Raw genomic sequence first — 14,689 nt, 5'->3', positions numbered from 1 at the left:
ATAGAAGTGAACATCCAAACATTGCGTTCAGACCTTATTTATCAAAAAGTTGCCCAGGCTCCGCCCGAGGAAAAGCTGGAACTATTCAGAAACGAAATGCTGGCGCCCTTTATGAAACAATGGCAAATTCAGCAGATTCCGTTCAAAGCGGAAGATCCGAATGGTTTCGACGTCATTACATTTAATAATATGATGCATCGATCTCCGGATCAGATTACCCCACAAATTTCGGCAGAGATCGAGATGATTTCGTCTGAATCATTCTGGTTAGAATGTGAGCAGGCTGTGAAGAAGAGCCTACATCGATTTGTAGAGCATGATATTCACCTTCCCGTATCCGATTATTTGTTTACGATTCAATTAGGGAATCCGGACAGCCGCGCCTTAACGATAAACGAAGGATATAGCGGCTTTGGAGGCATTCCCGGGTTTATCTGGGCGACACTCTTGCCTAATGAGTATACGATTCCTCGAATGAAGGCTGCGCTGGCGCACGAATGCAACCATAATGTGCGGTATCAATTTATTCAGTGGGATCACACCGTTAATTTGGGGGAGCTCATGGTAAGTGAAGGATTAGCTGAAAGCTATGCTACGTTTCTGTATGGTGAGGAATGGCTCGGTCCCTGGGTAGCAAAAACAGACGCAGAAACACTGAACAGGCGCATCAAGCCAGTGCTCAGAGAGCAGTTGCATGTAACCGGGCTTGATCAATGTGCTCTATACCTTTACGGGGACGAGATCGCTAAACTGCAAAACTTGAAACCCGTCAATATGCCCTATAGCGCTGGCTATGCTTGCGGATATTATTTAATCCAGTATTATTTAAGAGTAACAGGAAGAACGATCTATGAGGCTACAATAACACCTGCTGCTCAAATATTAGATGAAATTAAAGGATTTTGGGATGAAGAAACCATTATTAGGGGTTAAAGATATCGTTCAAATTACCGGCATTACAGCCAGGACCCTGCATTATTATGATCGAATTGATTTACTTAAACCAACGCATTTGACGGAAAAAGGGTATCGTCTGTATGATCGAAGCAGTCTGGAAAAACTTCAAATGATTTTGTTCCTTAAGGAGCTGGATTTCTCCTTGAAAGAAATTGCGGACATTGTGAAGCTGACGAGGAAGGAACAGCAACACATTCTAAACGAGCAGCGCCACGTTGTACAATCGAGAATTCAACAACTAGAATCAATCAAGACAGCCATCGAAGAATACGTTTCAGGGAAGGATATCGGCAGTTTGCAGATTTTTAATTATTCTTCCGTGCTGCCTTTGCAAGAGCAATATGCGAATGAGGCGAGCTTCTTTTATGGCGAAACAGAGGCGTATAAGGAATATAATGAGCGATTGGAGCAATTGCCAGCAGACGAAAGAGGGGAGCTGTTTTCTCGCGTAGAGCAAATGTTTAAACAAATGGCATCCCATATGAAGGCGTCTCCTGCTTCCGATGAAGTGCAGCGACTGATCCGAGAGTGGAGGGAGAGCCTGGAGCATCTCATGACTTGTGATTCAAATCTGCTAACCTGCATTGCCGATACGTACAAATATGACAGGCGGATGAGAGATTATCTTAATCAATATGGCGAGGATTTTGCAGATTTCCTGCACAGCGCGATTATGCAGTATATATCTCCATCGTGAAGCTCAAAGTTAAGTATTTAGGAGCGTGACAATAGGTGACCTATGAAGAAATTATACAGGCATTGGCTGACATGGGCAGTGAGCAGACGAAAAGCACGTATATTCGCCATGGGGCGAAAGAGCCGCTCTTTGGCGTCAAAATCGGGGATATGAAGAAGCTCGTTAAGCATGTAAAAAAAGACCAAGCGCTCGCTCTGCAGCTGTATGAATCCGGCAATTATGATGCGATGTACCTGGCTGGACTTAGCGTCAATCCGAAGACGATCACCAAGGAGCAGCTGCAGCATTGGGTGGCTGGCGCTAATTGGCATGCGCCTGCCGAATATACGGTAGCGAGAGTGGCCGCAGAAAGTCCGTATGCGCGTGAACTGGCGGTGGCGTGGATTGATTCGCCTGAGGAACTGGTCGCTGTGAGCGGATGGAGCACCTATGCCAATTATGTGTCGATTACGCCAGACGAAGCGCTGGATATGGAGGAGGTACGCAGCTATTTGATCAGAGTGCGCGATACCATCCACAGCGAGCGCAACTGGGTTCGCTATGTGATGAATACCTTTGTGATTTCGGTCGGGACATACGTTAAGGCTTTAACGGAGGAAGCGAAGGCAGTCGCAGAGGCGGTCGGCAAAGTGCATGTGGATGTCGGCAATACGGCATGCAAAGTTCCGCTGGCAACGGAATATATCGCCAAGATCGAGGCGATGGACCGAGTGGGTAACAAGAAAAAGACCTGCATTTGTTAACCAGTAACAGCGAAAGAGGTGGGGGCCGTTCTATGCGGCACACCTTTCGCTGATGCATTAGAAGCTGCGGAATACGCAGGCGGTAAGCTGATGAGATGGATAATTCTGCCATGGCATACGACTGAAGACGGAGTTATTTTCATTCCGGAGGAGGTAATGGAGTATTGATAATCTAAGGTATAATCTATGAAGAAAAGCTGAGAGTAGGAGAAGCCATTCATGAAAAATAATAAGTATGTACGTACATTGACAGAGAAATGGTGGTTCATTATCGCCACATTGGTAAGTTCACAGATTTTGTATTTAATAATGATGTTTTATACGTTTCCTTATTTGTCGAAGGAATCTAATCATTTGCTCCCATTAGATATGAGGGCATCCGGTTACAGTGTAAATGACGTAGAGCTCTTTTTATCCACAATATCAGACAAAGGAAGGGACTTTTACATAAATGTTCAATTACCGCTAGACATGGTGTATCCTTTGTTATTCTCTCTATTTTGTATTCTGATTCTGTCAAAGCTCACTCGTGGTAAAAATGCCGTCTTATCGTTAGCAGCTTCACTGATTGTCGTTATTGATTATGCAGAAAACTTGTGCATCTATTTGCTCTTAAAGAAGGATTCTGTTTCTTCGGACCTCGTTAGTTGGAGTAGTGTTCTTACCATTACTAAGAATATTGTCTATAATGCGTTCTTGATCATAATATTATTCTTAATGTTAAAAAACATAGTCTCATTTGTAAGAAATAAGATTACATTGAAATCACAAAGTTAGGTTGTGGATCGTTAATTGATGGTGGTATGGATCGATCGCGCTACGGACACCATAAGTTGTGGGCGGAGCAAAATCAATTATGAAGAAAAATATAATTGAGTTGCATATACATAGGCCACGTATAAACTTCAGGATGTTGGATATGGACACCTCATGATGAATTTTCGTATGATGCTGATAAGCTTAGCCGCATTATAGTTAGTGATACAGAATTGGCATAAATCGATTGAGGGGTAATGGTCGGTGAGGTTAAAACATTTGGTGACTGACGAGTTATGACGGCGGGTAGCAACAATAGTTTGGAAAAATTGAGGCTGAGTCTCTAAGTTCTTTTTCACAAAACTCGTATTTTGTACATATGTTACTGCAAGCTGGTTACCGATGTAGTTCTCGGCCCTCGACAAATTGACGGTGGACAAAAACTTGTACCGTTAAAGGACAAGAACTTCTACCTATTGCCGTTTACTTCCTCTTTTCACTCCTCAATTTATCCGGTTCAGGGCTAAAACAATAAACAATCAACCTTTTCAGATTAACGACTTCATTGTGTCTAGACTGTTTTTTGGAGCACCATAATGCTCATCATCACTTGAATTACTCACGATAAGCATCTTGTTTAGTTGTTTTGGGCGACTGGGACAAGAACATGTACCGTTAAAGGACAAGAACTTGTACCTATTGCCGTTTACGTTCCCCTATTCCTTTTCATTCTCAATTGATCCGGTCCGGGTTAAACACAAAAAACCGGCAATCTTTTCAGATTAACGGCTTCAAAAACTCAATTTTTTCACATATGTCTCGACTGTTTTTTGGAGGATCTTATGTTCATCACTTGGATTACTCATGTTCAGCATCGCAACTTTTTGTGGTGTACACGATATCATTGATTGAATATCTTGTTTAGCGGTTTCATGTTGATTCGGGCAATTGCATTTGTTAGTCAACAACGGTTCTTTGTTTTGCAAATGATAATATTCAATGCTGCTAGATGAGCTGCTCTCATCAAAGTTGTATTTGAAAGCGACATCTGGAAACGAACGATCCCTCATATTTTCAATTTCCTTCCAAGAAGGAACACTAATTTCTTTACTTCTCTTCCCTGCGGTCTCCATCCAAGCACAGAAGAAATTCTCACAGAACTGTAAGACCAGTTTTTCAAGAATCCAGGAAAGCCCCCCCATATCAATACTTCTACGGATTTTCATTTGATAATTGACGACCTGATCAGAGAAATACTCCAGAAGCTCCCTGATTAGAAGTGGCGCTACATCAGAAATCAAGCTCGTTCTCAAAGAATTAAAGCCGTAGAAATGCTCCTCCTTTAAAAGAGATTTTCTCCAAAAAACATAAGCATATGCATAGGGACAAATTTCAGGGAATTCAATCGTTTCATTCGATTTTCTAAGCTCCATCAATTGAGTTATGCAATGTTGATGAGACTTAAGTGAACTCTGAAATAATCGGTCTATAACTTGTTGAACAGCATTAGAAGTAACCCCGTAAAGTAATTGCGTGGATGTTCCCGCTTTGTGTCGGCTGGTAATGGTAGAATAAACAATTTTTAATACATGGTTCAGCAAGTTATAGCAAGCGCATACGCGTGGAAACGATGAGGAGATCTAATTGCTGCCGCGTCAACAGCGTGAAAAAGTGCAGCTGAAGAGAACGCAGCGGGGGAATTACCTACAGCTTGAATAAGTGGGAAAACAGGGAAACTTACAGTATTCATGAAAGAAGGACGGCTGGAAATCGACACAACGTAAAATAACCCACATCCTGATAAATAGGTGTGGGTTATTTTTACGCTTATTTTGATATTTGCACATCCTGCCAGTTGGCATTATTTAGAATCTCCGCATTTTTCCCAAGAAATGCCTTACCTGCTTCTTCATCTCCCTGCAGGTGGTACATCATCCATGCTGTCAAATATCCATCAGAGTGTACCAGCATATCTTCATGGTCAGCGTTCACCGCCCTAGCCCGGACTTTCAAAACATTATCGGTAATCAAATCGTAGTTTTTAATAAGGGAAGATAGCGGTGCTACTCCTATTCCGTTATCCTCTCCTGTATCATTTTTGAGAGTGCCGGCTGTCATAAAATAGGGGATGGTGATTTTACTTACATCGTAGTTCCACCCCAATGCCTTCGAAAGTTCAACATTTGCAGCGCTTCCTGTAAAAATTGTTTTATAGTAATGGCCGTTTTTTTGAGCTGTTACGGCGTTGATGGCTCCAACACCACCTTGAGAATATCCTGCTATGCCAATATTATTAATGTCTATTTTCCCAAAGAATATATCATCGGCATCTGAATTTAGTTCAAGCATCAAGTCAAGGCTTTCTGCGTTAAACTTACCACTACTAGACATACGGTCTTCATTCCCCACAACTATAAATCCCCATGTAGCAAGGTGCTTAAAAAAGGGTTCGTATCTAGATGCATTCATACCACTAGCATTTGCAATCACAATCAGAGGATAAGGATGGTTGGTATTTGTTAATTCAGTCGGATACCAAATTTTAGACTGAACGCCTTCTTTATCTCTTGAATTATATTCAACAGTAGAAACATCATACGTTCCCATTTTGATATATTTTTGTTCTATTACACTTTCAGTCTTGTAACCATCAGAATATCCTTCATCTAAAAGTGGCTGCGTCGATTTCCATTTACCATAGAGCGTCATGCCAACCACCACTAGCACTAATATTCCCAAGAGGATTAACAAAACTTTCCCTAACATTTTCAATAATCTCCCTGCTTTTTTCATAAACTTCTCCTTATCTGCTTTTCATGTAGGTATAAAATTTCTGAAGACTATCAATATTCTTTTTCTAATAATTCAATTCCATAATTATGGACATCACCATTTACTGCATCTAATATCCAATCGCTTATGCTTTTGTTGCCATTTAATTTATCAAAAACATTGCTTGAAATGATTGTGTGTTGTGTCAGGTTTATCTCCTTATCATAAGACAGACCATCCCAGATGTAGATTCCCACGCCCGGTATATTGTCTTGAAGCCCTTCAACCATTGATTTCAGATTTGACTGAAAAACATCACCACTTTTATCGGTTGCCGACATTTCTCCGTGATCAAGGTAAGCTTGCCACTTTGCCAGCTCCCCATCCCGTACAGAACTATCAAATAATATTTTTACGCTATCTCCACGTTTGTCATATAATGCCGTCAGGCTGTCAAGCACGATATTGTCCGTATTGAGACGTTCAGAAATTGTTTTTGGGGATTTCCAGACATTCTCAGATATATCCTGCCAATCATCTGTGAGCAGCAAAGAACTGTCAACAGCAACTGTAACATTTGAGGTTGATTGATAATAATCAATAACATCATCTGCAAGTAGTGATGTTCCAAATCCCCCAGCAGAAAATCCAGTAACAAGGAGTGTATCCGGCGTGCCAGTATACTTTACTGCCTCCTTCATGAAAAGAGAAAAATTAGTATAGCCATAATGATATAACGTTTTTGAGTTCCCCTTGTCATCCGAATAGGCATATTCACCTGTTCCTGAATGAAAATCGCCTGTACTGTATGGAAGAACAAGGATTGTCCAATCTTTAAATGGGTTATCTTCTGTATCACTTGCAATTCCCATCTTAGCGACGAAATCTTGGTTTTTTACCACATCTGCATAAAAGTCTTTTGGATGCGCTGCAGTGTATTCATTTATACTTGCTCCACCACCAAAGAAATAAACCATAACCTTGTTTTCACTTCCTAAACGAATGAAACCATTCCATTCGCTCCCATCAGACGATTTTGCTTCTTCCGGCGTAATAGCATACCACTCTCCTACTTCCGGGCTTCCCTTCAATTCAGGAAAGCTGATGAGAACGGAGTTTTTTAGCATAACAAAAACTACAATAGCCAAAACCACAATCAATAAAAAAATGCCTATCATTATATTCCGCAGAATATTCCGTTTCTTTCCATTTGACTTTTCCATACATTACTCCCTTGACAAATTGAATTATTTATTGTAGTCTTCTTTCGATGTGACAATTGTATCAACCTAATTGACTGATCGTCAATGCAACCACCAAAAATGAGACAAAAGCAAAGGAATGTATCATCATTAATAATCAACAGAAGAACCGATATGTAAAAGAACAGATTACGACTACACTCATTCAGCTTATGCAGAAACGTACTTTGTCTGACATTTCCATCAGCGAAATAACAATGACTGCTGAGGTTGGCAGAGCATCCTTCTATCGTAATTTCACTGATAAAACAGATGTCCTCAGACAGCACATTATGTATCTGACACAAAAATGGGGAGCTGAATTTGAAAGTAACCCCAACTCCAATCCGCAAAACCTTTTTGGCAGTCTGTTTCAGCACTATAAGGACAACGACAATTTCTATCTGCTTTTGTACCGTAACCATCTGACAGAATTGATTCTTGATACCATTTTGGATATCTGCGGCCCCAAGGGTGAATCATCAAACATAGATGCCTATAGAAAGTCTTTCTTTGCCTATGGACTATATGGCTGGATTGTAGAGTGGATGATGCGGGGCATGCAAGAATCTGCTGATGAGATGAACACTTTACTTACAACTGCTTTGCAATAGGCTCAAGAAATGACATAAGCCTGTGTTGCGTTCTATGGTGTGGCTTGCTTGAGTTTGAAGACGAGTCCGAGTAATACTGCTTAAATAAAGACCAACCTACAAAGTGAACTTTGGAAGTTGGTCTTACGTTTTACTTCAATAAATTAAGTGCCTGTTTAATATCTTCATCAACATATTTGTGATCTTGAACTTTGTCATCGTTCTTCAACTCCAGCTTCCCATGCTTGGACTCTATTCTAAGCTGTTTTGGTGTCATTCCATATTGCTCCTTGAAGCTGGAAGCGAAAATCTGGGAATTAGCAAACCCATTCATCATTGCAACGTCAATTACTCTTTCATTGGTGTGCAAGAGCATTTCATAAGCCTTTCTTAACCGTACATATTTTAAATAGGATTGAAAACTCATCCCCATCTTATTTTTGAAGAAATGAGAGAAATAATACTTACTTAGATACTCATGATTGGATATTTCCTCCAAAGTTATCTTCCTGTTATAGTTTAGATCGATATAATCTAGGATTCGTTCTAACCTTTTCAGGTTGTCATTTGATTTTTCCAGATTATCTTCATCAATCATATTTATTTCAAATTCTCTGATAAGACTGAGGATAATTTGCTGTAGGATAATGGAAATCTCAATAATAAATCCTGTCTCTTTAGTATGAAATACTCGTAAAATATTTATTAAAAAACTTTTTAATGTAGCATATTTGTCCAGTGATTTTAGATCCGTAACACTATTACAAATAAACTCCATTTTCTCAATTTGGGGATGAAGATTCTGGAACATATTCATATCCATTTGTATGATCACGGCTAAATTTTGATAATCCGTACCCGTAAAGGAGTGAACGTTATTCGAGTTAATCAAGATTAGATCGCCTTTTTGCATACAATAGTCATGGGTTTCCACATGAACTTGGAGATCGCCTTTAACTAACATGATAATTTCCAACTCTTGATGCCAATGTAAAGGAACAGTTTCTATTCGACAAACGTACATTTTGATGGACAGGTTATCTGTATATTTGATTAATTCTTTTTTGTATAAGTACTTCATTTCTCTCATCCCCTAAATAGCTTTTTCGGGAATATCTGTCGTTAAACCTGATGAATGTTATTTTATTTGGCTTAAACGTTCATCCATTTGATCCAAAATATGTGTAGGCAATGAATAGAACGCTGCCAAATCCCGGAGGGAGGAATTACCCATTGAAGCGCCCAAATCATCCGGATTGACTTTAACCTGTTCAGACATCATTGTCCGTATGAGCGGTGCAGCCTCATCGTGGTGCAAAAGTTCAATTAGTGGAGTTTTCGTGCTAAATATCCTCAAATAACTCTTGGTCGGAGAATAGCTGATCGAATAGCTTCCACTGAATAATTCCAATAGGACCTCTTCCTCAAGTTGTTCTCCGGTTATGTCAGTAAACTCCCAGGTAACACCGTTAATTTCTAAATCCTTTAAATGGGCATGGGGTAATCGTATACGGGCAGATGCATTGAAAGGAATATCAAAAGTAAAATCAAGCCTTCCTTCCTTATCAATCTCCCATCCGCTACGATAGGTGCCCGATGCGGTTTCAACTGTTGCTTTCACCCACTTCAGCCGGTTATCCGGTTGCGGGACGAGCTCCACGCGCTGGAAACCCGGGGCCTCCTCAACGGGATTAATTCCCGCCATGCAACGATACATCCATTCTACGATTGCGCCGTAAGCATAATGGTTTAAGGAATTCATGCCTGTACCGCTAATCGTTCCGTCTGGTAGAATTGAATTCCACCGTTCCCAGATGGTCGTTGCACCCAGCTTCACGGCATAAAGCCAACTCGGGTAGTCGTCATTAAGCAGTAAGGTATAAGCAAGATCATTACATCCATGATTTGTCAGTACATGATTTAAGTAAGGTGTTCCGACAAACCCTGTTTTCAGGTGATTATGGTCAGCTTTTAAACGCTTTCGCATAGCCTTAACCACTTTGTCGATGTAGCCTTTTGGAACCAAATCCATAAACAGCGCAACTGCGTACGCAGTTTGTGTATCGATCGCCAACCGGCCTGTTATAGTAAAAAATTCCTCCTGAATTGCAACTTTAACTTCCTTTGAAATACGCTCATAGTATGCCGCTTCTGCTTCCTGCCCTAAGACCTTCGCTGCTTTGGCCACAATGTTTGTTGAATAACAGTAGTACGCAGAGGCGATGAAATCCTTATCGGTTCCGCCGAAAGGAGAATCCGGATTGCTGCTGTCTAGGGAAAGCCAATCTCCAAAATGGAACCCTACCGTCCATAGTCTACGTCCCCCTGAGTCCGTATCTTTTTTTATAATGTAGTCGGCCCATCCTTTCATGCTTTCAAACTGCTGCTGAAGAATGGTCACATCTCCGTAATGTAGATATACATTCCATGGAATAATTACGGACGCATCTCCCCAAGCGCTGGAACCACCCACACGAATATTAGCAGCAGGAACAACCACCGGAACCTCTCCTTGGCGTTCCTCCTGTTCACTTCCAAGGTCATAGCAATACTTGTTAAAAAAAGCATAGGAATCCATATTAAAACAAGCGGTACCAGAGAATACCTGAGCGTCCCCCGTCCAGCCCATTCGTTCATCCCGCTGAGGGCAATCTGTCGGAACATCCAGGAAGTTCCCCTTTTGTCCCCACTTTGCATTCTGAAACAAGCGGTTGATCAGAGAATTGTCGGTCTCGAAATGCCCTGTATCATCAAGGTTCGAATAAAGAACACATCCAGTAAAATCCTCAGAATTCAATTGTCCGATCCAGCCTTCAACCTTTACATATCTGAATCCATAGTAGGTGAAGTAAGGACGAACGATCGTTTCCCGTCCATCTGCCGTAAATTGATGTTCCGCCATTGCGGTGCGCAAATTATCTCGGTAGAAATTTCCTTCCTGTAGCACTTCGCCGTATTGTAACCGAATGATACTTCCTTTGGGAGCGTTGGTCCGATATTCGATCCAGCCTACCATGTTCTGCCCCATATCCAAGACCGTCTCGCCCGCAGGAGTATGAATCACTTCGAGAGGCTTCCTTTTCTCCTTGATCACTACAGGAAGACTAAGCCTGGCCTTGAGTCGATCATAGCCAAGTTCAACTTCTATAACGGGATAGCTTTCAGAGGCTTGAAAAGTTGCATCATAAATTTCACCGTCGTATAAATTTCCCGATATAATTTGACTTTGTTCCGCAGTCCATGAGTCATTGGAAACTATGATCTCAGTTGAGCCGTCCCTGTATGTCACAACCATTTCATATAGAAGAGCAAACGTATTACCGTAGATCTCGCTCGAATGGCCGTCAAAACCAAAACGCCCTTTGTATAAGCCATTTCCAAGCCTTACCGATATCTCATTCTGACCTGTTTGCAGAAGTTCGGTCACATCATATGTTTGATATTGCAGCCATTTATGATAATTATTGAAGTTAGGTGTCAGAAATTCGTTTCCGGCTTTTAGACCGTTAATATATATTTCGTAAAGCCCCAGTCCACATACATAGACTCGAGCCGAAGCAACGGGGCCTTTCAGCAGTAACGATTTTTTTAAAATCGGATGAATGGTCTTATTGAATTTCGGAGTGATCCATGTCCCTTTCCACGCTTCGTTCAGCTTGGCTGTCTCAAACCACGCAGTCTCACTTGTGGCGTGTTCTCCATTATCCGCCCATACCTCCACACGCCAAAAATAGCGGCATCGCGGTATCAATTCCAGCGGAAGCTCAAAGGCAAGACTGTTGATATCCTTCCTTGACCCGCTGTCAAATATGACATTTTGGAATTCATCGTCAATCGCCACAACATACCGGGCTGCCACTTGCTTCTGGCCTTTCGTATCGGTTACAGTGTATGAAAATCTCGGTCTGCCTAAATCAAAGCCCAATGGATTCACCACACGGTTGGTTTTTAAATGAATAATTTTCATGAGAACCTCTCAGAATTAGTTTTTTTAATATCCATCACACACATCACTTACCTAATTATAGATTGGCGTATTTAGGCGACGATATAGAGGAATACAAGCATACATATCGTATTCTTAATATGATTGGGTCAGCATAGCTAAAACAAAAAATGCTGCCGTCAATGGGTAATGGCAATTGAAGCCGTCGACCTTGTATTCTTTTTAACGCTTCTATAAAAACTGTTTTCGGATCCTTAAGAAAACTGTAAAGGTTATTAAATCGTATGACAAAAAAACAGTTTCCCATCCGAATCATCTGGCGATCCAGGATGGGGAACTGTTTTTGCTTATCGCTTACACTACAGGTATTTCAATCGTTACGCTTTCTGATTTCTCAGTGGAAATAATCAGCGTAGCAGTTCCTTTTTCCACACCAGCCCGAACGACGACCTGCATTCGACCGTTGTAAGTCTCATGCATCGAATCGAAATAGTTCTCTTCCGTTCTCGCTCTTCCCGTTCCACTGCCTTGAATGACGGCTGGTCCCTCAATGGCAACTGTAACTTTCCGCTGCACCGCCGTATTGAGGATTCCGCTGGCATCAACAAGTTCAATGTTAACGTAGCAAAGATCGTTTGACCCTGCACGCAGATCTTCGCGCTCCTTGGTCACTTTCAGCTGAGGCGCTCCGGCCGACTTCAGGTTGTAACGTCCGACTTCCTTGCCTCCGATGTAAGCAACAGCTTCAACTTCCCCTGGCTCAAATGTGGTATCCCACTTGCAATATAATTTCTTGAAATCGTCTCCAACCGTCTTCCTGCCTTGAGATTTACCATTAATAAATAGTTCTGCTTCCTCAGCATCCGAGTATACCTCAACTACGACTCCTTTGCCCTCCCAACCGGGCCATGTCCAGCTGCTTATGGAATCCGTCCATCCCCATAGGCTCAATTTTGCATCTCGACCATAGTACTCAGGTTTCTGCACGGCAATGTAGGGCTTGTGACCGCGTCCACCCCACACAATCTCACGCCAATAGGAAATCGGAAGCCGGTGACCCGTAATATCGAAATCCCCGGTCTGGGCGGTAATCCACGGATATGGTGCATAGACAAGGATGCCTGGGTCTCCTTCATAACTGACTTTGCCGATGCCAACCTCACCCAGGTAATCCCAAGCGGTCCACGAAAAGTCCCCCAATACAAATCCGTTATTTTTCACAATTTCCCAGATATGATCCAGTGCTGCCGGATGTGACTCTGCGCCAACAAAGGTTTTATTGTTGGACTTCTCGTGTTCAATGAGGTACCGTTCAGGTGAATAATTGTAACCTTCGATGTCTAGCACTCCCAGTGCTTCCTCGATCATGTCTTGAATGATGTTACTTGATGAAAATTGACCCATAAGCGGTCCCATCGCTTGCATAACCTGATTAATCTCACCGCTATCCAGCGAACTGCTTAATTCGGAGAATCCCTGGTCAACGGCGATTTCTTTGATCCTTCCCAAGGTGGTCATGATTGGATTCACGCCATTGGTGATGTAACGGGTGTCATCCAGTGAACGAATCTTCTCAATAATTTTTCGGCCCAGAATGTTACCATGTCGAGAACCAATTTCCGCAAGTTCATTACCGATCGAATACATGATAACACTAGGATGATTGTAATCCTTGCCAATCATGCGTTCCACGTCCTGTTCCCAATGCTCTATAAACGTTGTGGCGTAGTCATAATCGATTTTGCCGTGCGTCCAACAGTCGGTCAATTCATCCATCACAAGCATACCGTGCTTATCGCAAGCATCCAACAGCGTTCTGCCCATCGGGTGGTGGGCAGCGCGTATTGCATTGTAACCTGCTTCTTTTAGCTTACGAATCCGACGTTCTTCGGCGTCTTTGAAGGCAACGGCGCCAATGACTCCGTTATCATGGTGAATGCATCCTCCCTTTAACTTCAACGTCCTACCATTGATGCGCAGGCCATGAACGCTGTCCAGCTGCAGCTTGCGTATACCAAATGTCGTGATGTCTTCGTCCACAACCTTGTCGTTCAACTTTATGACTGTAGTACAAGTGTACAGATTCGGGTTATCCGTGTCCCAGAGTTTAGGAGACGACAGGGTTATTCTCTGCCAGGTCGATATCTCACCTCGGGATGCTACTGAGAATTTCGTCGCCTCCTCGCTTACTACTTTTTCTTCAGCGTCCTTGATTGTGGTAATTGCATAACCGGTGTGCAGTCCCAGATTCTCATTTTTGATCGCGACCTCAATTTGGAGTACGGCCAGATCCGGTTCTGCATCTACTGTTGTAATCCGAACGCCGTCCATGGCAATATAAATCGGTTCCGCTTTCATCAGCTTGACATTACGGTAAATCCCTGAGCCGGTATACCAACGGCTATTGGGTTGGGAGCCGTTCTTCACCACAACCTTAACTTCGTTCTCTTGTCCGTAGCGAAGAAAATCGTTGATCTGCACATAGAAATTCGTGTACCCGTAATCATTTTTACCTGCCAGATCACCGTTAACATAAACGAAAGTATTCATGTAAACGCCTTCAAATTCTAGAAAGACAACTTTCCCCTGATCCTCTTTTGGTAAAATGAGTTTCTTTACATACTCATAATTTCCGCCTTGAAAATATGCTCCTCCTGAACCCGCAGGGTTATCTGCGGAGCGCTCCGTCAAGATCATCGCATCATGGGGCAAATCCACATGCTTTAAATTTTTCTTAATACCCTTCGTAGAAGCTTCAATGATGCTTATATTATTTCCGAATGTCCAATCTTTGTTAAAATCCTGCTTTAACACTCGCTTCTCCTCCATTTCACTGAGAAAACTGCATCAAACTTAATTACTAAATCTGAATTTATTATAGGCATCCCCTAGAATAGATTAATATAACGGAAATGAAACTCTGATAGCGCACTTTTAACTATTTCTGGTACAAGCCGCTGCCTTGTAATTTGCATATCTAGTAC

Annotated in this window: 10 protein-coding genes; 4 read left to right on the top strand and 6 right to left on the bottom strand. The window is 42.0% G+C overall.

Features of this window, described 5'->3' with window-relative positions; translation table 11 throughout:
• Positions 1–6: 6 nt before the first annotated feature.
• From CHH67_RS17505 to CHH67_RS17495, 3 genes are read left to right on the top strand one after another with little or no spacing between them, the layout of a single operon-like run.
• A complete protein-coding gene (locus CHH67_RS17505) occupies positions 7–933 on the top strand; it encodes a DUF2268 domain-containing putative Zn-dependent protease (RefSeq protein ID WP_095266493.1) in 927 nt (308 codons plus the stop codon).
• Positions 908–1,654, top strand: coding sequence for a MerR family transcriptional regulator (locus tag CHH67_RS17500; protein WP_095266492.1), 747 nt, complete (start codon positions 908–910; stop codon positions 1,652–1,654). The genes CHH67_RS17505 and CHH67_RS17500 overlap by 26 nt, the downstream gene beginning before the upstream one ends.
• Before the next feature lie 35 nt (positions 1,655–1,689).
• Positions 1,690–2,397 (top strand): DNA alkylation repair protein, encoded by a 708-nt coding sequence (locus CHH67_RS17495; protein WP_095266491.1) that lies wholly within the window; start codon positions 1,690–1,692, stop codon positions 2,395–2,397.
• Positions 2,398–3,944: 1,547 nt separating this feature from the next.
• Here CHH67_RS17495 and CHH67_RS25980 read toward each other — a convergent pair.
• From CHH67_RS25980 to CHH67_RS17475, 3 genes are all read right to left on the bottom strand, one after another.
• Positions 3,945–4,754 carry a hypothetical protein gene (locus CHH67_RS25980; RefSeq protein ID WP_144029276.1) on the bottom strand — a complete coding sequence of 270 codons (810 nt, stop codon included), beginning with the start codon at positions 4,752–4,754 and terminating at the stop codon, positions 3,945–3,947.
• A gap of 226 nt (positions 4,755–4,980) precedes the next feature.
• Positions 4,981–5,946 carry a poly(ethylene terephthalate) hydrolase family protein gene (locus CHH67_RS17480; RefSeq protein WP_244908242.1) on the bottom strand — a complete coding sequence of 322 codons (966 nt, stop codon included), beginning with the start codon at positions 5,944–5,946 and terminating at the stop codon, positions 4,981–4,983.
• A gap of 50 nt (positions 5,947–5,996) precedes the next feature.
• A complete protein-coding gene (locus tag CHH67_RS17475; RefSeq protein WP_095266488.1) occupies positions 5,997–7,148 on the bottom strand; it encodes a pectin acetylesterase-family hydrolase in 1,152 nt (383 codons plus the stop codon).
• Between the two features lie 191 nt (positions 7,149–7,339).
• Between CHH67_RS17475 and CHH67_RS17470 the strand changes: the two genes are divergently transcribed.
• Complete coding sequence (locus CHH67_RS17470) at positions 7,340–7,780, top strand: TetR-like C-terminal domain-containing protein (RefSeq protein WP_218832033.1); 441 nt, start codon at positions 7,340–7,342, stop codon at positions 7,778–7,780.
• Between the two features lie 130 nt (positions 7,781–7,910).
• Here CHH67_RS17470 and CHH67_RS17465 read toward each other — a convergent pair whose 3' ends face one another.
• The 3 genes from CHH67_RS17465 to CHH67_RS17455 all read right to left on the bottom strand — a co-directional run bounded on the left by CHH67_RS17465 (position 7,911) and on the right by CHH67_RS17455 (position 14,519).
• Positions 7,911–8,840, bottom strand: coding sequence for an AraC family transcriptional regulator (locus CHH67_RS17465; protein WP_179292158.1), 930 nt, complete (start codon positions 8,838–8,840; stop codon positions 7,911–7,913).
• Positions 8,841–8,897: 57 nt separating this feature from the next.
• Positions 8,898–11,726, bottom strand: coding sequence for an alpha-L-rhamnosidase (locus tag CHH67_RS17460; protein WP_095266485.1), 2,829 nt, complete (start codon positions 11,724–11,726; stop codon positions 8,898–8,900).
• Positions 11,727–12,059: 333 nt separating this feature from the next.
• Complete coding sequence (locus CHH67_RS17455; RefSeq protein WP_179292157.1) at positions 12,060–14,519, bottom strand: glycoside hydrolase family 2 TIM barrel-domain containing protein; 2,460 nt, start codon at positions 14,517–14,519, stop codon at positions 12,060–12,062.
• Between the last annotated feature and the right edge of the window lie 170 nt (positions 14,520–14,689).

Origin of the sequence: Paenibacillus campinasensis (assembly GCF_002272015.1) — a bacterium.
In the GTDB taxonomy this organism is placed as follows: domain Bacteria; phylum Bacillota; class Bacilli; order Paenibacillales; family Paenibacillaceae; genus Paenibacillus_AQ; species Paenibacillus_AQ campinasensis.
This window is presented reverse-complemented; position numbering and strand designations above follow the sequence as displayed.

Coding starts and splice junctions, on each gene's coding strand:
- CHH67_RS17475 (WP_095266488.1), bottom strand. CDS start 7,148: ATGGAAAAGTCAAATGGAAAGAAACGGAATATTCTGCGGAATATAATG.
- CHH67_RS17500 (WP_095266492.1), top strand. CDS start 908: ATGAAGAAACCATTATTAGGGGTTAAAGATATCGTTCAAATTACCGGC.
- CHH67_RS17460 (WP_095266485.1), bottom strand. CDS start 11,726: ATGAAAATTATTCATTTAAAAACCAACCGTGTGGTGAATCCATTGGGC.
- CHH67_RS17470 (WP_218832033.1), top strand. CDS start 7,340: ATGCAGAAACGTACTTTGTCTGACATTTCCATCAGCGAAATAACAATG.
- CHH67_RS17465 (WP_179292158.1), bottom strand. CDS start 8,840: ATGAAGTACTTATACAAAAAAGAATTAATCAAATATACAGATAACCTG.
- CHH67_RS17480 (WP_244908242.1), bottom strand. CDS start 5,946: ATGAAAAAAGCAGGGAGATTATTGAAAATGTTAGGGAAAGTTTTGTTA.